The sequence below is a fragment of the Pseudomonas bubulae genome (assembly GCF_900618535.1).
GTDB classification, from domain to species: domain Bacteria; phylum Pseudomonadota; class Gammaproteobacteria; order Pseudomonadales; family Pseudomonadaceae; genus Aquipseudomonas; species Aquipseudomonas bubulae.
This window is the reverse complement of the sequence record NZ_UYJA01000002.1, coordinates 664822-683836: the sequence shown is the minus strand read 5'-3', so window position 1 is coordinate 683836 and position 19015 is coordinate 664822. Positions and strand designations below refer to the sequence as shown.

Below are 19015 nucleotides of genomic sequence, written 5' to 3'. Positions count from 1 at the left end.
CGGCCCCTGTCATGTCTGAACCGATACGTCTCTCCAAACGCCTCATCGAACTCGTCGGCTGCTCCCGCCGTGAGGCCGAACTGTTCATTGAAGGTGGCTGGGTCACGGTAGATGGCGAAGTCATCGACGAGCCACAGTTCAAGGTCGACAACCAGAAAGTCGAGCTGGACCCTGAAGCCAAGGCCACCGCGCCCGAGCCTGTGACCATTTTGCTCAACGCCCCGGCAGGCCTGGATACCGACAGCGCCATGGCGTTGATCGGCCCGGACACCCTGAGCGAAGAACACCGCTTCGGCAAGCGCCCGCTCAAGGGCCACTTCCTGCGCCTGAGCGTTGGCAATGAGCTGCAAGCCAACGCCAGCGGCCTGCTGGTGTTTACCCAGGACTGGAAGATCGTGCGCAAGCTGACGGCCGATGCCAGCAAGATCGAGCAGGAATACGTGATCGAGGTCTCTGGCGAAATGGCCCCCCACGGTCTGAACCGTCTCAACCACGGCATGACCTACAAGGGTCGCGAGCTGCCTGCGGTCAAGGCCAGCTGGCAGAGTGAAAACCGCCTGCGTTTTGCGATGAAAAATCCGCAACCAGGTGTGATTGCCCTGTTCTGCCAGGCGGTAGGCCTGACCGTGATTTCCATGCGCCGGATTCGTATCGGCGGCGTGTCGATGGGCAAATTGCCCGTAGGCCAATGGCGCTATATGAGCGCCAAAGAAAAGTTCTAACGACTTACAGCCCTACCCCGAACATTTCGACACCGCAGCAATGCCTGCGGTGCTCACTGCTGAATATCAGGATTACCCAAATGATTCATAACGACGTACTGCGCAGCGTGCGCTACATGCTCGACATCAGCGACAACAAGGTTGTCGAAATCATCAAGCTTGGTGGCCTGGAAGTTACCAAGGAAGATGTACTGACCTACCTGAAAAAAGACGAAGAAGAAGGTTTTGTACGTTGCCCTGACGACGTGATGGCGCACTTCCTGGATGGCCTGGTGATCTTCAAGCGCGGCAAGGACGAAAGCCGTGCGCCAATGCCGGTCGAGCTGCCGGTGACCAACAACATCATTCTGAAAAAACTGCGTGTGGCCTTCGAACTGAAGGAAGACGACATGCACGCCATCCTCAAGGCTGCGGGCTTCCCGGTGTCCAAGCCCGAGCTGAGCGCCCTGTTCCGCAAGTTCGGCCACACCAACTACCGCACCTGTGGCGACCAGTTGCTGCGCAACTTCCTCAAGGGCCTGACCCTGCGCGTTCGCGACTGAAAACACACCTCCTGAGGGAGCGGGCTTGCTCGCGATAGCAGCACCGCAGTGATTCAGATCGACCGAGCCGTCTGAATCGCGAGCAAGCCCGCTCCCACAAGAGCCTGTTCTGACCCACCAGCCCGATATCTCCCATGCCCTACACCGTCTCCCCCATAGGCTTTGTGCGCTCCTGCTTCAAGGAGAAGTTCGCCATCCCGCGCCAGCCACAACTGGCACCGGCCGCCCGTGGCGTGCTGGAACTGGTCGCACCCTTTGACCAGGGCGATGCGGTGCAGGGCCTGGAGCAGGTCAGCCATGTCTGGTTGCTGTTTGTGTTTCATCAGGCACTTGAAGACAAGCCTCGCCTCAAGGTGCGCCCGCCACGCCTGGGCGGCAACAAGTCGATGGGCGTGTTTGCCACCCGCGCCACCCATCGCCCGAACGGCATCGGCCAGTCAGTGGTCAAGCTGGACAAGGTAGAAGCCAATCGCCTGTGGATTTCCGGCATCGACCTGCTCGACGGCACGCCGATTCTGGATATCAAACCCTATGTGCCCTACGCCGATATCATCAGCGATGCCAGCAATGGCATGGCCAGCGCCGCACCGGTATTGATCCCCGTGCAATGGGCCGACAGCGCCCTGCAACAGGCCCACAGGGAAGCCCTGCGCCTTCAGGAGCCGCTGGTGGAGCTGATCGAGCAATGCCTGGCGCAAGATCCACGCCCTGCTTACCAGACGCCCACAGCCGAACGAGAATACGGCGCGCAGTTCTGGGATCTGGATGTACGCTGGCATTACCCCGAGCCTGGTTTGATCCGTGTGCTTGAGGTGATTCCCAAGCCGTGACCTGAAACGCAATGTGGGAGCGGGCTTGCTCGCGATTACGGCCTGTCAGTCACCCATGCGGTGGCTGGCACTCCACAATCGCGGGCAAGCCCGCTCCCACATTTGTATCGATCTGCGTTTGTTACTTCTCGACGAAAGCACGCTCGATCAGGTAATCACCCGGCTCACGCATGCGTGGCGAAACTTTCAGGCCGAAGCTGTTAAGCACTTCGCTGGTCTCGTCGAGCATGCTCGGGCTACCGCACAACATGGCACGGTCGTCCTGCGGGTTGATCGGCGGCAGACCGATATCGCTGAACAGCTTGCCGCTGCGCATCAGGTCGGTCAGGCGGCCTTCATTCTCGAATGGCTCGCGGGTCACGGTCGGGTAGTAGATCAGCTTTTCACGCAGCGCTTCGCCGAAGAATTCGTTCTGCGGCAGGTGCTCGGTAATGAATTCGCGGTAAGCGACTTCATTGACGTAACGCACACCGTGGCACAGGATCACTTTTTCGAAACGCTCGTAGGTTTCCGGATCCTGGATAACGCTCATAAAGGGCGCCAGACCGGTGCCGGTGCTGAGCAGGTACAGATGCTTGCCCGGCTTCAAGTCGTCCAGCACCAGCGTACCCGTAGGTTTTTTGCTGATGATGATCTCGTCGCCTTCCTTCAAGTGCTGCAACTGGGAGGTCAGCGGGCCATCAGGCACCTTGATGCTGAAGAACTCCAGATGCTCTTCCCAGTTCGGGCTGGCAATCGAGTAGGCACGCATAAGCGGACGGCCATTGGGCTGTTGCAGGCCGATCATCACGAACTGACCGTTCTCGAAGCGCAAGCCCGGGTCACGGGTACACTTGAAGCTGAACAGGGTGTCGTTCCAGTGATGAACACTGAGGACACGTTCGTGGTTCATGTTGCTCATGTACGGGGCTCCTAAATTCGCCTGCGCTGACTATGGGCGCGATTGCACAGCATTCTAATGGCGGCGACAATATCTGTTAACTGAATTATCAAGATAAGGGTTATCGGTTATATCGATATGCGATTTACTCTCAGACAACTCCAGGTTTTCGTCGCCGTCGCCCAACAAGAGAGCGTGTCTCGCGCTGCCGGCTTGTTGGCCCTTTCACAATCTGCTGCCAGTACCTCGATCACCGAACTGGAGCGCCAGACCAGCTGCCAGCTGTTCGATCGTGCCGGCAAGCGCTTGAGTCTCAACGCACTGGGCCGGCAATTGCTGCCACAGGCTGTCGCATTACTGGATCAGGCCAAGGAGATCGAAGACCTGCTTAATGGCAAGTCCGGTTTTGGCTCATTGACCGTCGGCGCGACACTAACCATCGGCAACTACCTGGCCACCCTGCTGATCGGCAGCTTTATGCAGGCGCACCCGGAAAGTCAGGTCAAGCTGGTGGTTCAGAACACGGCTCATATCGTGCAACAAGTCGCCCACTACGAAATTGATCTGGGTCTGATCGAAGGCGATTGCGCCCACCCGGATATTGAAGTGCAGAGCTGGGTCGAGGATGAACTGGTGGTGTTTTGCGCCCCGCAGCATCCACTGGCGGCTCGTGGCCGCGCCACACTTGACGAGCTGACCCGTGAAGCCTGGATTTTGCGCGAACAAGGCTCGGGAACTCGCCTGACGTTCGACCAGGCCATGCGCCATCATCAAACGTCGCTCAATATTCGCCTGGAACTGGAACACACCGAAGCGATCAAGCGCGCCGTTGAGTCGGGGCTGGGCATTGGCTGCATCTCACGCCTGGCGTTGCGTGACGCTTTCAGGCGCGGCAGCCTGGTGGCAGTGGAAACGCCTGAACTGGATCTGGCCCGGCAGTTCTTCTTTATCTGGCACAAAAAGAAGTATCAGACATCCGCCATGCGCGAATTTCTGGAGCTGTGCCGCGCCTTCACCGCCGGGGTTCAGCGCAGCGACGAGATCGTATTGCCAACCATTGCTTAAAGCAGGATCACTGCCCACACCACGGCAATCATGGTCAGCACCACAAACTGGGCAGCGCTGCCCATGTCCTTGGCGTTTTTCGACAAGGGGTGCAGGTCGAGGGAGATTCGGTCAACCACCGCTTCAATGGCCGAGTTCAACAACTCGACAATCAATGCCAGCAGGCACACAGCGATCAGCAATGCGCGCTCTACGCGGCTCACATTTAGCAAGAAGCTCAGCGGGATCAGGATCACGTTGAGCAGCACCAACTGCCGAAAAGCCGCCTCGCCCGTAAAGGCTGCGCGCAAACCGTCCAGCGAGTAACCGCCAGCATTCAAAATCCGTTTAAAACCGGTTTTACCCTTGAAAGGCGACATAGATAGGCAACTGCACAAAAAATGAGAGGGGAACGCTAGTTCACGCTTCGTCAAAAAAGCGTGAAGATTCGCAGATTAATGACTCGAAATTGATTCAAGTTGCTGCAAGAGTAGCGCGGCCTGGGTGCGAGTGCGAACCCCCAGCTTGCGGAAAATCGCCGTAACATGGGCCTTGATGGTTGCCTCGGAAACGCTTAGCTCATAAGCGATCTGCTTGTTCAGCAAACCTTCGCAGACCATGGTCAGCACGCGGAACTGCTGGGGCGTCAGGCTGGCCAGCCCTTCGCTGGCCGCTTTGGCCTCGGCCGAGACCTGAACATCCTCAAACGCCTGGGGCGGCCATGACACATCACCATCCAGTACGGCACGTACGGCCTTCTGGATGTCTTCCAGCGAACTGGATTTCGGAATAAATCCGCTGGCTCCGAACTCGCGGGAACGCACCATGATCGAGGCTTCTTCCTGGGCCGACACCATCACCACCGGAATTTGCGGGTATTGGCCACGTAACAACACCAGGCCGGAGAAACCGTAAGCACCCGGCATGTTCAAATCGAGCAGTACCAGATCCCAATCTGCCTTTACCGCCAGCTGTGCTTCAAGCTCGGCAATACTGGCGACCTCTACCAGGCGAACATCAGAGCCCAGACCCAGGCTCACGGCCTGGTGCAGGGCACTGCGAAACAGTGGATGGTCGTCGGCAATCAGGATTTCGTATGTGGCCATTATTTAAATGATCCCGTTTTTCAGGCGAGCACTGATCAATTCCAGCACTCGCTAAGGCAACTCGAGCAAAAGCTCAAAGACTGTGCGTCAAAGGGCGCGATTTACGCGAAACGTCGGCAAATATAAGTGTTTTGACAGCTGCGATAGCCGAATCGGCGCCAAGCATGCCCAGCGAAACAAGGGTGGTCAAGCTGAAAACCTGACACCCGGGTCCACGTAGAACCCCTTAGAGCGCCATCATCGAAAAACCCGCCATGCTGCGCGCTTACATCTGTTGGAAAATTGTAGCGCTACTTCTTTAGTCTATTGAGCCCGATTCTGGGGAAGGTCTTTTACAAAAACGCCCAGTTCCTGGTGCGCTGCGCTGGACTCATTGATCGGCAACTGGTTCTTGGCATCCAGATAATGCTGACTGAAGACATCGAAGTAGGCATCCAGCGCACTTGAGGCCTGGGAGTCACCGGCAAGTTCAAGACACAGGCTGGCAACTTCCGCGGTACACAGATGCTCGCTGCGGGTAGAGCGGCGCAAGCGGTAACGCGAAAGCCGCTCAGGCAGCAGGCTCAAAATCGGCAAGGTGTCGAAGTACGGGCTTTTGCGGAAAATCTTGCGTGCTTCGGTCCAGGTGGCATCCAGCAGAATAAACAACGGACGCTTGCTGCTGTCCAGATCCACCGTGTGCGTTACCCGCTCAGGCGCGACGTACTCGCCGGGAAACACCAGATACGGCTGCCATTGTGGATCGGCCAGCAACGCCAGCAAGGCTTCGTCGGTTTCAGTGCGTGACCAGATAAAGGCAAAATTGTCTTTGACCACATCTGCGATCAACCAGCCGGTATTGCTGGGCTTGAACACTTCCTTTTTAGTCATGACCAGACACACCCCCGAACGTGTCTCGACCCGGGGTCGCCAGCTGCACAGGCAGTGGCTTTCGATCACACGGCAGGTATGGCAACGCGGAGCCCGCGAGCCGCGGGCCAGGTAGGGCTTGGTGCTCTCCTCTTCACGCTCGTCTCGTAAACGGGCTACAGCATTCGGGGAAAAGGTCGTCAGGGTCATGATTTTTACTTTAAAGGCGCCAAGCGTCCATTCGCCAGAATTGGCGCATAAACGGATTCACAATAGAAAGGAGCCAAGTTTACCAGAGGCGCGATTCCATGACCTTTGGCATTTCCTGCATGGCTATGCTGACCTATACTCCCGCGCCACTGAACGCACAGATATATGGCCTGTCCAAGTCTGCGTCACTGAAATCAGGAGAGATTCATGCTGCGCCATATCATTCCGACCGTCGCTCTAATGCTTGCACTGCCTCTGGCCGCACACGCAGCCTCTCTGAAGGATTTTGAGCTGAACAAAACCTTGCTCAAGGTTGCAGAGAAAAGTAATGAAGGCAAACCGCGAGCAATCAATGCAGACCTGCTGGATAAAGGCTTTACGGTAGACGGCACTGTGCTGATCAACAACCTGGAAGCCAGCCCGACACTGGCCGCCCAGATGCGCTCCAACCCAGAAGAGACCGTGCCGCAACTGGGTCGCAGCGTGTGCAGCAATGCAGGTTTCCGTACCCTGATGGCTCAAGGCGCCACGCTGCGCTACAGCTTCAGGGAGTACAAAACCAACAGCCCGGTCCTGATCCAGGATTTCCGCGCTGAAAACTGTCAGCGCAAAAAGTAAATCCCCCGCCACGCCGTACCCCGTACGGCGTATGACCCCGCTCTGCAGCCCTGCCTCCTTCCGCTAAACTTCATGTATGTCAGGCAATTAGCTATTGCCAGTCAAGACATCTCAGGACCATCATCGAAGCATCATTGTGACACTCAGTGTCTCAGCGCCTGCTCAGGTTGCGGCGTTTTCAAGGATGTTGCGTAGAAGGAGAAATACATGCCTGATCAATCCAATGACTCCCTGACGCTGTTTTTCCAGGAGCAGGGTCTTGAGCTTGCACAAGAAGTGGACGAGCAACTGCAGCGGGTTGCACCCGACAGCCCTAACCGGGCGCTTTACCGCGAGATGCTGCTGACCGTATTGCGCATGGCCCATGACGACCTTGATCGCTGGAATGCCAAGATCACCCTGCAAGCCATTCGCGAACTGGAAAAAACCTTTCGCACCCTGGAGCAGTTCAAGGGCCGCCGCAAAGTCACGGTCTTCGGCTCGGCCAGAACCCCGGTAGAACACCCGCTCTATGCCCTGGCACGGGAAATGGGCAGCGTGCTGGCCAAGTCCGACATGATGGTCATTACCGGCGGCGGCGCTGGCATCATGGCTGCCGCCCATGAAGGTGCAGGCCTGGCCCACAGTTTGGGGTTCAATATCACCCTGCCGTTCGAGCAACGGGCCAACCCCACCATCAATGGCACGCCCAATGTTCTGGCGTTTCACTTTTTCTTTACCCGCAAACTGTTTTTCACCAAGGAAGCAGATGCTCTGGTGATGTGCCCGGGCGGTTTTGGCACGCTGGATGAAGTGCTGGAAGTAGTGACCCTGATGCAAACGGGCAAAACCCCGTTGGTGCCGGTAGTTTTACTGGATGTGCCGGGGGGCAAGTTCTGGCAGGGGGCGCTGGACTTTATTCACAACCAGCTGGAAGCCAACCAGTACATCCTGCCCAACGATTTGAAGTTGATGCGCCTGGTGCATAGCGCCGAAGAGGCCCTTGCTGAAATCAACCAGTTCTACAGCAACTTCCATTCAAGCCGCTGGTTGAACAAAACTTTTGTGATCCGCATGAAGCGGCCGGTCAGTGTGCAGGCACTCAAGGAGATACAGCAGGCGTTTGCCGATATCTGCCTGAGTGACGGCTTCCATCAAGAGCAATACTGCCACTTTGAACATGACGACCCAAAACTCAACCACCTGACCTGCCTGGGCTTTGCGTTTAGCGGGCGCAATCAGGGACGGCTGCGCGAACTGGTCGACTTTATCAACCTGCCGCAAAACTGGGCTGCAACTGATAATGCGCCTACGGCGCAGATGCACGAGTCGCTGGCTGATTAAGCCGGAATTGGTAAGTGGGCTGGTACTGTGGGAGCGGGCTTGCTCGCGATGCAGGCGGCACGATCTGGCAGGCAAACCGCATTGCTGCCTTCGCAGGCAAGCCTGCTCCCACAGGTTTTGTGGCGCCCACTGAATCCGAACCTTAAAGGGTACGAGCGCCAACAGCTTCAGTCATCAAACTCTCGGCCGCTTAACAGGCGGCCGATCATTTCAAGCGGGTAACCGCGGTAACTCAAAAAGCGCCCCTGGCGGGCACGCTCTTTTGCATCAGCGGGCAACTGACCGGAAAACTTGCGGCGCCAGGTCTCTTCCAGTCGCTCTTGCCAGTCGAAACCGCATTCTCGCAACGCCTCCTCTATATCTCCACGCACCAGCCCACGCTGGCCAAGCTCTTCACGAATTCGCAAAGGGCCATAACCGGAACCGGCACGGTAGTTGATATAGCTTTCAAGGTAACGAGACTCGGACAACAGCCCCTCTTCCGTCAAACGGTCAAGGGCAGCGTCGATCATGTCGGGGCAAGCGCCGCGCTGACGCAACTTGCGCGTCAGCTCGACTCGACCGTGCTCGCGTCGCGCGAGCAGATCCATTGCAGTCCGTCGCACCGCGACGGGGGTATCCAGGACGGCAATCATGGCAGTGATCAGTTATCGCCGTCGGTGGCGTTTTCCATTTCTTCGGCTTCAGCCAGCGCTGCAGCTTCTTTGGCAGCCTTGCTCATTTTTGGCATGACTTTCAGTTCTGCCAGTTCGGCATCGGTTTTTGGCCCGAGCAACTTCTCACGCAGCTGCTTCTCCAGCGCATCCTTGATGTCCGGGTTATCGTCCAGGAACTTGGCGGAGTTGGCCTTGCCCTGACCGATTTTGCTGCCGTTGTAGCTGTACCAGGCGCCAGCTTTTTCAACAAAGCCATGCAGTACGCCCAGGTCAATCATTTCACCGTTCAGGTAGATACCCTTGCCGTACAGGATCTGGAATTCAGCCTGACGGAACGGTGGTGCCACCTTGTTCTTGACCACTTTCACGCGGGTTTCGCTACCCACCACCACATCACCTTCTTTTACGGCGCCGGTGCGGCGGATATCCAGACGTACCGAAGCGTAGAACTTCAGTGCGTTACCACCGGTGGTGGTTTCAGGGCTGCCGAACATCACGCCGATTTTCATGCGGATCTGGTTAATGAAGATAACCAGGCAGTTGGCGTTCTTGATGTTACCGGTGATTTTACGCAGCGCTTGCGACATCAGACGGGCTTGCAGGCCAACGTGGGTATCGCCCATGTCGCCTTCGATTTCAGCTTTTGGCGTCAGTGCAGCAACGGAGTCGATGATGATCACGTCAACCGCATTGGAACGCACCAGCATATCGGTGATTTCCAGTGCCTGTTCGCCGGTGTCAGGCTGTGAAACCAGCAGATCATCAACGTTTACGCCCAGTTTGGCAGCGTATTCAGGGTCAAGAGCGTGCTCGGCATCGACGAAGGCGCAGGTAGCACCGGCCTTTTGCGCCTGTGCAATCACGGACAGGGTCAAGGTGGTTTTACCCGACGACTCAGGGCCGTAGATTTCAACAATACGGCCTTTTGGCAGACCGCCAATGCCCAGTGCGATGTCCAGACCCAACGAGCCGGTGGAGATCGCCGGCACGGCCTGACGCTCCTGGTCGCCCATCAGCATCACGGCTCCCTTGCCGAATTGACGTTCGATCTGACCCAGGGCCGCAGCCAAGGCTTTCTTCTTGTTGTCGTCCATTAAAGTCCTCTCGTAATCAATAAGGCCCGACGGCCGATAACTGTATAAGTAGCCAGTATTATTCCACAGGGTTAGAGGATCGCCTACCCCTGATTTTTTATTTCTCGTACCGTTCGGCGTATTAAACCTTCCAGAGCGGCAATCACGGTTTGCCGGCGCACCTCATCGCGGTTGCCCGCAAAGTGCCTACGCTCGCTGGATACCTCGTCGCCGGCGCCCCACGCCAGCCACACGGTGCCGACCGGCTTCTCGGGCGAACCGCCCCCCGGCCCGGCCACACCACTGACCGCCACGGCAAATCGCGCCCCGCTTTGGCCCTGCGCACCCTGCACCATCGCCTCGACCACCTCGCGGCTGACCGCCCCCACCCGGGTGAATAAAGGCTCGGGAACCTCCAGTTGCCGGGTCTTTTGCTGGTTGGAGTAGGTCACAAACCCCGCCTCAAACCACGCGGAGCTGCCGGCAATACGGGTGATGGCCTCGGCAATGCCGCCACCGGTGCAGGACTCGGCGGTTGTCACCTGGGCATTGAGAGCCTTTAACAGCAGCCCGAGTTCAGATGCAAGTTGAGATATTTGATCCACTGTCCTCTCCTGATGGCGGGTCTGCGCCATAACCTACACCAAAAAGCGCCTGTTACGGCTCGATCCGCGAGTCACCGGGCGCAGCATCTACCCCGAGCCGCTTCGCGGCCCAGCGCTGGTACAGGCTGATTGCCGCATCTGCACCGGCCAGTGCGGTCAGGCAACCCAGGGCCCCTGCGGCCAGAATCGACATCCCGGCCGAGTACAGCAGCATAAAGGTCGAGACACCGCACACCACGCACGCGCCCGAACGCAACGCCAGGCGCCGCATCAGTGGCCATCCGCTGGTGCCGTCCTTGTCTGCCCGCCACATCTCGCCAAAAACGCCGCCTACCAAGGCAAGGAGGATGACCAGTAAAACCGGCATTTCCAGTAAGACTTGCGGTTCATTCATCATGTGATCACTCCTGTGTCCTTATTGATAAGCGCCAATTTCCGGTCTGGCTGAAACGTCATACCCCTGCCTGAGATCCATCGTTGGCCGCAATGGAATAAAGACTATGCATGTATGGATATACAGTCAATGCACCAGTGCATATATTTATTCGGACAATTTCAACAAGTCGGCCAAGACATGCAAATACGGTGAGAATTGTCTGTTGGTTGGGTGAAAATACTGCTCGCGAAAGCTGATTCGCGAGCAGGCTCGCTCCCACAGGGTGTTCCAAGAGTTATGGTTAGCGGGCGTACATGCCCCACCAGAACACATGACCAAGAATGACCAGTTGTTCATCCTCGAGATCGTTGTAGGCGTAGTCCTCATCCGGGAACTCGTCGCGATTGAAACTGCGCAAACGAATACCGCCCGCCAGGCGATACACCTGTTTCACCCGCAACTGGCCATTGTGATTGACCGCATACAGGTCGCCATCAACCACTTCGTCAAGGGTACGTTTGCCCGCATTGACTCCCACCGTTGCGCCATCGCGCAGGACTGGCAGCATGCTGTCGCCGCGTACGGTCACGCACTTGGCCTGATCGAACTCCACGCCGTTATGGCGCAGGCTGCGCTTGCCGAAACGCAACCTGGCGCGTTCGCTCTCCTCAATGGCAAAGCGCCCTGAGCCGGCGGCCAGTTCAACCTGACGCAAAAATGGAATGGACACTTCATCGTCCGCCACCGGGGTGTCGTCATCCCACAGGCAAATATCACGCAACTCTGGGTGGCGCAGCTCGATTTCAGGCACACGCACATCCTCCCGGCCGCGCAAGCGATCGGTGCTGATGTGGAAATACTCGGCGATTTTGGAGATATGCCTGTCGGAAGGATCGGCAATTTTGCCGCTCAATATTCGCGACAACGTAGGTTGCGGTACTCCCGTACTGCGGTGAAGCGCCATCGCGCTGATACCGTGCCGGGCCAGCAGCTCTTTAAGGACGGTTGAAACAGTTCGTTTTGACATGGCGGCAATAGTGCTGGCCGTGTTTATTGATGGCAAATGCTATTTCTTCTATTTATAGCAGCCAGTCAGCGCGCCCGGTGCGCACCTGTAGATGCAAGGGGCTGACATGTTAACCTTGCGCCCATTGCGAAAACCTCAGGCCACGGCCTGCCTTTCCCCCACTTCTGAACGAATCCGCCTAAGTCCTGATGAGTAAAAATACTTCCGACCTGTCCAGCCATACCCCGATGATGCAGCAGTACTGGCGCCTGAAGAACCAGCACCCTGACCAGCTGATGTTTTATCGCATGGGCGATTTCTACGAAATCTTCTACGAAGACGCGAAGAAAGCCGCCAAATTGCTGGACATCACCCTCACGGCACGTGGCCAGTCTGCCGGGCAGGCGATTCCGATGTGCGGGATCCCTTACCATGCGGCCGAAGGTTACCTGGCCAAGCTGGTCAAGCTGGGGGAGTCGGTAGTGATCTGCGAGCAGGTCGGCGACCCGGCCACCAGCAAAGGCCCGGTCGAGCGTCAGGTCGTACGCATCATCACCCCGGGCACCGTCAGTGACGAGGCGCTGATGGATGAGCGCCGCGACAACCTGATTGCCGCGGTGCTGGGCGATGAGCGTCTGTTTGGCCTCGCCGTGCTGGATATCACCAGTGGCAACTTCTCGGTGCTGGAGATCAAGGGCTGGGAAAACCTGCTGGCAGAGCTTGAGCGCATCAACCCGGTTGAGCTGATGATCCCGGATGACTGGCCACAAGGCCTGCCAGCGGAAAAACGTCGTGGCGTTCGTCGCCGTGCGCCGTGGGACTTTGAGCGTGACTCGGCCCTGAAAAGCCTGTGCCAGCAGTTCTCAACCCAGGATCTAAAAGGCTTTGGCTGCGAAAATCTGACCCTGGCCATCGGCGCTGCAGGCTGCCTGCTCAGCTATGCCAAGGAAACCCAGCGCACGGCCCTGCCCCACTTGCGCAGCCTGCGCCATGAGCGCCTGGACGACACCGTGGTGCTCGACGGCGCCAGCCGCCGCAACCTGGAGCTGGACACCAACCTGGCCGGTGGTCGCGACAATACCCTGCAATCGGTGGTCGACCGTTGCCAGACCTCGATGGGCAGCCGCTTGCTGACCCGCTGGTTGAACCGTCCGTTGCGCGATTTGAGCGTGCTGCTGGCGCGCCAGTCTTCAATTACCTGCCTGCTCGATGGCTATCGCTTTGAAAAGCTGCAGCCACAGCTCAAGGAAATCGGTGACCTGGAGCGGATCCTGGCCCGTATCGGCCTGCGCAACGCGCGCCCCCGCGACCTGGCCCGCCTGCGTGATGCCTTGAACGCGCTGCCGGAACTGCAAGACGCCATGCTCGGCCTCGAAGCGCCGCACTTGCAGCAACTGGCCACGATCACCAGCACCTACCCCGAACTGGGCGCACTGCTGGAAAAAGCCATCAATGACAACCCACCCGCGGTGATCCGCGATGGCGGCGTGCTTAAAACCGGCTATGACGCCGAGCTGGACGAGTTGCAGGCACTGAGCGAAAACGCCGGCCAGTTCCTGATTGACCTGGAAGCCCGAGAAAAAGCCCGCACCGGCCTGTCCAACCTCAAGGTCGGTTACAACCGGGTCCACGGCTACTTTATCGAGCTGCCAAGCAAACAGGCCGAACAGGCTCCGGCCGATTACATCCGCCGCCAGACGCTCAAAGGCGCCGAACGCTTTATCACCCCTGAGCTGAAAGCCTTCGAAGACAAGGCCCTGTCGGCCAAGAGCCGTGCCCTGGCTCGTGAGAAAATGCTCTATGAGGCATTGCTCGAAGAGATGATCGGCCACCTCGCACCGCTGCAGGACACCGCCGCCGCCCTGGCCGAGCTGGATGTGCTGAGCAACCTGGCCGAGCGTGCGCTGAACCTGGACCTGAACTGCCCGCGCTTTGTTGAAGAGCCGTGCATGCGCATCAGCCAGGGTCGCCACCCGGTGGTCGAGCAAGTGCTGACTACGCCGTTTGTGGCCAACGACCTGGGGCTGGATGACAACACCCGCATGCTGGTGATTACCGGTCCTAACATGGGCGGTAAATCGACTTATATGCGCCAGACTGCATTGATCGTATTGCTGGCCCATATCGGCAGTTTTGTGCCAGCAGCCAGTTGCGAGCTGTCGCTGGTTGACCGGATTTTTACCCGGATCGGTTCCAGTGATGACCTGGCAGGTGGCCGTTCGACCTTTATGGTCGAGATGAGCGAAACCGCCAATATTTTGCACAACGCCACCGAACGCAGCCTGGTGCTGATGGACGAAGTGGGTCGTGGCACCAGTACCTTTGACGGCCTGTCCCTGGCCTGGGCTGCAGCAGAACGTCTGGCCCAGTTGCGCGCCTACACCTTGTTTGCCACGCACTACTTCGAACTGACGGTACTGCCCGAAAGTGAACCGCTGGTCGCCAACGTGCATTTGAGCGCAACCGAGCACAATGAACGTATCGTGTTCCTGCACCATGTTCTGCCGGGCCCGGCCAGCCAGAGTTATGGCCTGGCCGTGGCGCAACTGGCGGGGGTACCGAGTGAAGTCATCAGCCGTGCCCGCGAGCATTTGAGCCGCCTGGAGACCACCAGCCTGCCCCATGAAGTGCCACTTGCGAAGCCTGGCAAAAAGCCTGCGCCACAACAAAGCGACCTGTTTGCCAGCCTGCCGCACCCGGTGCTGGATGACCTTTCCAGGGCCGATCTGGACAACATGACGCCACGTAAAGCGCTCGATTTGCTCTACACATTAAAGACACGCCTTTAAAAGCTGCTAGAATCGCGCGCGGTTCGGGATGCTACTGACCTTTTAGCCTGGTCTTTAGATATCACTCCCGAACCCGGCGAACCCGTTCTGGAAGGGCTTCGCTGCCGCCGCCTGAGGAGAGAATTAGAAATGACCTTCGTCGTCACCGACAACTGCATCAAGTGCAAGTACACCGACTGCGTAGAAGTCTGTCCGGTGGACTGCTTTTACGAAGGCCCGAACTTCCTGGTGATTCACCCGGATGAGTGCATTGACTGCGCGCTTTGTGAGCCTGAATGCCCTGCACAGGCGATCTTCTCTGAAGATGAAGTGCCTGCCGGCATGGAGAATTTCATTCAGTTGAACGTCGAGCTGGCTGAAATCTGGCCAAATATCACTGAACGCAAAGACCCTCTGCCGGACGCGGCCGAGTGGGATGGCAAACCAGGCAAGATCGTCGACCTGGAACGCTGATTCACGTTTAAGCAAAAAGCCCCTTTTGGGGCTTTTTGCGTATTTGACCCGGCGAAAACACTTTAAAACTGGAAGGCAGTCGTCTGCGTAGCAGCAGCCTCGTTCCTACGGCAGCCGCTACGAGAGGCTTGGCTCCTAACCGTTGATTGCGCAGCCCGTGGCCTCTTGAAGCTGCTCGCGGGTGACTCCCGGCGCCAGCTCCACCAGCTTGAGTCCTTGCCCGGTCACATCCAGCACGGCCAGATCGGTGATAATCCGGTCGACCACGGCCACGCCCGTCAGCGGCAGATCACACTGCTTGAGCAGTTTATGGGTGCCGCCCTTGGCCGTGTGCTCCATCAGCACGACAACGCGCTTGACCCCGGCTACCAGATCCATCGCCCCGCCCATGCCCTTGACCATCTTGCCGGGGATCATCCAGTTGGCCAGGTCGCCCTTCTCGGACACCTGCATCGCCCCCAGAATCGACAAGTTGATATGACCGCCACGAATCATCGCGAACGAATCGGCACTGTTGAAGAAGCTGCTCCCCGGCAAAGTCGTGATGGTTTGCTTGCCGGCGTTGATCAGGTCGGCATCGACCTCATCGTCAGTCGGAAACGGACCAATGCCCAGCAGGCCATTTTCGCTTTGCAACCACACATCCATACCTTCAGGAATGTAGTTCGCCACCAGGGTGGGCAAACCGATACCCAGGTTGACGTAGAAACCGTCCTGCAGTTCTTGGGCGGCACGATGCGCCATTTCTTCACGAGTCCAGGCCATGGTCAGGCGCTCCGCACAGTGCGATGTTCAATACGTTTTTCCGGCGCAGCGTTGAGCACCAGCCGTTGTACGTAAATCCCGGGCAAATGCACCTGATCGGGCTCGATCTCGCCAACCTCGACAATCTCTTCCACTTCCACCACACACACCTTGGCCGCCATGGCCGCCAAAGGGTTGAAGTTGCGTGCCGTTTTATTGAATAGCAGGTTGCCAGAGGTATCGGCCTTCCAGGCCTTGACCAGGGCTACATCGGCGCGCAGTGAACGCTCCATGACATACCACTCGCCATCGAACTCCCGGGTTTCCTTGCCTTCAGCTACCAGCGTGCCGTAGCCAGTCTTGGTAAAGAACGCCGGGATACCCGCCCCGCCCGCCCGCAGCTTTTCCGCAAGGGTGCCTTGCGGGGTGAACTCAAGCTCCAGCTCGCCCGCCAGGTACTGGCGCTCGAACTCTTTGTTCTCGCCAACATAGGAAGAAATCATTTTGCGAATCTGGCGCGTTTCCAGCAGTTGCCCCAGACCAAATCCGTCAACCCCGGCGTTATTGCTGATCACCGTCAGCTCGCGCTTGCCGGTATCGCGCAAAGCCGCGATCAGCGCTTCGGGGATACCGCACAAGCCAAAACCGCCTACAGCCAGGGTCATGCCGTCTTCGACCAGGCCTTGCAAAGCGGATTCAGCACTCGAGTAAATCTTGTTCACTTGTTATTCCTCGAATTGTCCACGACACACCACACCGTCGCAGTCTGTTTGCTTCAGTCGGGAGAGGAAAACAGCCTGGCAGTTGCCCGCTCCCCCGTTGCTGGCAGCTCTGGCCTGAGGCCAAAGCGTTGCTCAAGTGTAGGGGAAGCCAAGGCAGGAAGGGTTGATTGGAAAAAATAACCGAGAAAGATGCCGCCGTTCAGTAATCCTTAATCCGCAATCGCTTAGGATTAATTACATCTAGCTGTGGGACGTTTAACTAAACGATAACAATTTAGCTACAAAATACTTAGCTCGCTAACTTTAAACCCGCGGGCCAGACGTATATAAATGCCATCTGCCATCAAATGGCCCAAAGGGCAAAATCTTCACTCGCCTTATTGCTTGAGCCTACTAGACTCCCTCTCGGATATTGCCGGAGTTTCTTAAAGCTGGGCTTGTGCGCAGCATGTCCAGCCCCGTATCGACCCAGGATTGCGCGTGTGTGTACAGGTCAAAGCTGTCGGGAACCAGCAGCCATTGTCCGAGTATTCCGTCGATATAGGCATGCAGGCAGATGGCAGCACGGCGAACATCCAGATTTTCAGGGAGCTGTTGACGATGAATGGCATTGCTCAGGGCCAGCTCGATCCTGCTGTTGCAATCGAGCATCGCCATCTGGCGTTGAGCCCGTAAATCACACATTTCGTCAGTGAATTCGCACTTATGGAACAAAATTTCATTGATACGCCGGGTTTTTGGGTCAATGGCAACCTGGCGAAACAAGTGAATCAGCAATTGGCGCATGCAGCCAAGCGGGTCGACTTCGTTCTCGCTTTCGCTTGCCCTGGCCATTTCATCCAGAGGCTCATTCAAGCTGTCGAGCATGGCTTGAACCAACTCGGCCTTGTTGCTGAAGTGCCAGTAAATGGCACCACGGGTGACACCCGCCAGTGTGGCGATATCAGCCAGCGTCGTGCGGGCAACCCCGCGCTCATAGAAGGCCTGTTCGGCCGCTTCGAGGATTTTGCTCCGGGTCTCAAGAGCTTCTTCTTTGGTACGACGCACCATGGCAATAAAAACCTCAATCAGAAGGATCCGGGCCTCTACGGTCACTTGCCCGGACCAACATCGGGTGGCGCTTGTTATGCCTTATCCCGGTCTACTACACGCATGAAAAATGGCGCTGTAAGGCTTGGCGAGACAGCGTCCCACTATTTACAAACAGACACGAATGTAAGTATATTACTTAGCAAGCTATTTATCCACCCGGAACAGCTTTCTTTACCCTTCCACTATTCTTGTGCGCTTTCGCGTGCCTGACCCGAGGATCTTCATGCAATTCAAGCCAGCTGTTACCGCTCTGGTTGCTGCCATCGCCCTTGCTTCGCTGCTCAGCGGATGCAAAAAGGAAGAGGCAGCACCTGCCCCGCAAATCCCTCAGGTCGGCGTTGTCACGCTGAAAACCCAGCCATTTACCTTGACCACCGATCTGCCTGGCCGCACCGCGTCATATCGTTCGGCAGAAGTACGCCCGCAGGTAAACGGCATCATCCTCAAGCGCTTCTTTAAAGAAGGCAGTGACGTCAAGATCGGCCAGCAGCTCTATCAAATCGATCCGGCGATCTATGAAAGCGCCGTACTCAGCGCCCGCGCCACCCTGCAATCGGCAAAATCACTGGCTCAGCGCTACAAGCAACTGGTCGCCGAGCAAGCCGTAAGCCGTCAGGAATACGACAACGCCGAAGCCGCCCGCCTGGAAGCAGAAGCCGCGCTGAACACCGCCCAGGTTAACCTGCGCTACACCAAGGTGCTGGCACCGCTGACCGGTCGTATCGGTCGCTCGCTGTACACCGAAGGTGCACTGGTCACCAGTGGCCAGGCCAATGCATTGGCCGTGATCACCCAACTGGACCCGATCTATGTTGACGTGACCCAGTCCTCGGTAGAAATGCTCGAACTGCGCCGCGACCTGGCCAGTGGCCGTTTGAAGAAGGCCGGTGAAAACGCCGCCAAGGTCAAGCTGACCCTGCCTGACGGCAGCGAGTACGGCCAGGAAGGTCGCCTAGAGTTCGCCGAAGTCTCGGTTGATGAAACCACCGGTTCCGTCACCCTGCGCGCAGTGTTCCCGAACCCTGACGAAACCCTGTTGCCGGGCATGTTTGTCCACGCGCAGCTGGAAGCAGGCATCGACAGCAATGCGATTCTGGCACCGCAAATCGGCGTGACCCACAACCTCAAGGGCCAACCGACTGCGATGATCGTTGGACCGGACAACAAGGTTGAGCTGCGTGTACTGCAAGCTTCGCGCACCGTTGGCAGCAACTGGCTGGTTGAGAAAGGCCTGAACCCTGGCGACCGTCTGATTACTGATGGCCTGCAATTCATCAAGCCTGGCATTGAAGTCAAGATCATGGACAAGCCACAAGGCGAAACCCCGGCATCTGCCCCGGCAACAGAAAAAGCTGCAGGCAGTAAAGGGGAATAA

General features: G+C 57.5%; 21 protein-coding genes. 9 read left to right on the top strand and 12 right to left on the bottom strand.

The window, feature by feature from the left end; translation table 11 throughout:
* Positions 1–11 precede the first annotated feature (11 nt).
* The 3 genes from PPTH39_RS09840 (at position 12) to tsaA (ending at position 2094) form a co-directional block, all read left to right on the top strand.
* Complete coding sequence (locus tag PPTH39_RS09840; RefSeq protein WP_130871914.1) at positions 12–722, top strand: rRNA pseudouridine synthase; 711 nt, start codon at positions 12–14, stop codon at positions 720–722.
* 80 nt (positions 723–802) lie between these two features.
* Positions 803–1264, top strand: a complete 462-nt coding sequence (locus tag PPTH39_RS09835; RefSeq protein ID WP_095003025.1) for a YehS family protein — start codon at positions 803–805, stop codon at positions 1262–1264.
* 134 nt (positions 1265–1398) lie between these two features.
* Positions 1399–2094, top strand: coding sequence for a tRNA (N6-threonylcarbamoyladenosine(37)-N6)-methyltransferase TrmO (gene tsaA, locus PPTH39_RS09830; protein ID WP_095019814.1), 696 nt, complete (start codon positions 1399–1401; stop codon positions 2092–2094).
* Positions 2095–2215: 121 nt separating this feature from the next.
* Here tsaA and fpr read toward each other — a convergent pair whose 3' ends face one another.
* Positions 2216–2995, bottom strand: coding sequence for a ferredoxin-NADP reductase (fpr, locus tag PPTH39_RS09825; protein WP_019827846.1), 780 nt, complete (start codon positions 2993–2995; stop codon positions 2216–2218).
* A gap of 117 nt (positions 2996–3112) precedes the next feature.
* Between fpr and PPTH39_RS09820 the strand changes: the two genes are divergently transcribed.
* On the top strand, positions 3113–4039 hold the full coding sequence (locus tag PPTH39_RS09820; protein WP_095003023.1) for a LysR family transcriptional regulator: 927 nt from the start codon (positions 3113–3115) through the stop codon (positions 4037–4039).
* Here the strand turns inward: PPTH39_RS09820 and PPTH39_RS09815 are convergent.
* The 3 genes from PPTH39_RS09815 to PPTH39_RS09805 all read right to left on the bottom strand — a co-directional run bounded on the left by PPTH39_RS09815 (position 4036) and on the right by PPTH39_RS09805 (position 6183).
* A complete protein-coding gene (locus PPTH39_RS09815) occupies positions 4036–4398 on the bottom strand; it encodes a diacylglycerol kinase (protein WP_016779774.1) in 363 nt (120 codons plus the stop codon). The two genes, PPTH39_RS09820 and PPTH39_RS09815, sit on opposite strands and share 4 nt — an antisense overlap.
* 75 nt (positions 4399–4473) lie before the next feature.
* Positions 4474–5124, bottom strand: coding sequence for a response regulator transcription factor ErdR (gene erdR / locus PPTH39_RS09810; RefSeq protein ID WP_095003022.1), 651 nt, complete (start codon positions 5122–5124; stop codon positions 4474–4476).
* 303 nt (positions 5125–5427) lie between these two features.
* Positions 5428–6183, bottom strand: a complete 756-nt coding sequence (locus PPTH39_RS09805; protein ID WP_095003021.1) for a tRNA-uridine aminocarboxypropyltransferase — start codon at positions 6181–6183, stop codon at positions 5428–5430.
* 207 nt (positions 6184–6390) lie between these two features.
* On the opposite strand from PPTH39_RS09805, the gene PPTH39_RS09800 reads away from it, so the two are divergent.
* On the top strand, positions 6391–6801 hold the full coding sequence (locus tag PPTH39_RS09800) for a PA3611 family quorum-sensing-regulated virulence factor (RefSeq protein ID WP_095003020.1): 411 nt from the start codon (positions 6391–6393) through the stop codon (positions 6799–6801).
* Between the two features lie 207 nt (positions 6802–7008).
* On the top strand, positions 7009–8124 hold the full coding sequence (locus PPTH39_RS09795) for an LOG family protein (protein ID WP_095003019.1): 1116 nt from the start codon (positions 7009–7011) through the stop codon (positions 8122–8124).
* Between the two features lie 167 nt (positions 8125–8291).
* Here the strand turns inward: PPTH39_RS09795 and recX are convergent, their stop codons facing one another.
* From recX to PPTH39_RS09770, 5 genes are all read right to left on the bottom strand, one after another.
* On the bottom strand, positions 8292–8759 hold the full coding sequence (recX, locus tag PPTH39_RS09790; RefSeq protein ID WP_095003018.1) for a recombination regulator RecX: 468 nt from the start codon (positions 8757–8759) through the stop codon (positions 8292–8294).
* Between the two features lie 8 nt (positions 8760–8767).
* Positions 8768–9874: a recombinase RecA gene (gene recA, locus PPTH39_RS09785; protein WP_016779767.1), complete on the bottom strand. Its 1107-nt coding sequence runs from the start codon at positions 9872–9874 to the stop codon at positions 8768–8770.
* Between the two features lie 83 nt (positions 9875–9957).
* Entirely contained in the window at positions 9958–10488 is a 531-nt protein-coding gene (locus PPTH39_RS09780; RefSeq protein ID WP_186348334.1) for a CinA family protein, read from the bottom strand.
* A gap of 22 nt (positions 10489–10510) precedes the next feature.
* Positions 10511–10855 carry a phage holin family protein gene (locus tag PPTH39_RS09775; protein ID WP_095003016.1) on the bottom strand — a complete coding sequence of 115 codons (345 nt, stop codon included), beginning with the start codon at positions 10853–10855 and terminating at the stop codon, positions 10511–10513.
* A 280-nt stretch (positions 10856–11135) separates the two neighbouring features.
* Positions 11136–11861: an XRE family transcriptional regulator gene (locus PPTH39_RS09770; RefSeq protein WP_095019810.1), complete on the bottom strand. Its 726-nt coding sequence runs from the start codon at positions 11859–11861 to the stop codon at positions 11136–11138.
* A gap of 188 nt (positions 11862–12049) precedes the next feature.
* Here PPTH39_RS09770 and mutS point away from each other — a divergent pair, with 188 nt between their 5' ends.
* Positions 12050–14629 (top strand): DNA mismatch repair protein MutS, encoded by a 2580-nt coding sequence (gene mutS / locus PPTH39_RS09765; RefSeq protein ID WP_095003014.1) that lies wholly within the window; start codon positions 12050–12052, stop codon positions 14627–14629.
* Between the two features lie 129 nt (positions 14630–14758).
* A complete protein-coding gene (gene fdxA / locus PPTH39_RS09760; protein ID WP_016779762.1) occupies positions 14759–15082 on the top strand; it encodes a ferredoxin FdxA in 324 nt (107 codons plus the stop codon).
* A 135-nt stretch (positions 15083–15217) separates the two neighbouring features.
* Here the strand turns inward: fdxA and PPTH39_RS09755 are convergent, their stop codons facing one another.
* From PPTH39_RS09755 to PPTH39_RS09745, 3 genes are all read right to left on the bottom strand, one after another.
* Complete coding sequence (locus PPTH39_RS09755) at positions 15218–15847, bottom strand: CoA transferase subunit B (RefSeq protein ID WP_095019809.1); 630 nt, start codon at positions 15845–15847, stop codon at positions 15218–15220.
* A gap of 2 nt (positions 15848–15849) precedes the next feature.
* Positions 15850–16548 (bottom strand): CoA transferase subunit A, encoded by a 699-nt coding sequence (locus PPTH39_RS09750; protein ID WP_095020417.1) that lies wholly within the window; start codon positions 16546–16548, stop codon positions 15850–15852.
* Positions 16549–16941: 393 nt separating this feature from the next.
* Entirely contained in the window at positions 16942–17598 is a 657-nt protein-coding gene (locus PPTH39_RS09745) for a TetR family transcriptional regulator (RefSeq protein WP_095003031.1), read from the bottom strand.
* Between the two features lie 265 nt (positions 17599–17863).
* Here PPTH39_RS09745 and PPTH39_RS09740 point away from each other — a divergent pair, with 265 nt between their 5' ends.
* Positions 17864–19015, top strand: coding sequence for an efflux RND transporter periplasmic adaptor subunit (locus PPTH39_RS09740; protein WP_095003011.1), 1152 nt, complete (start codon positions 17864–17866; stop codon positions 19013–19015).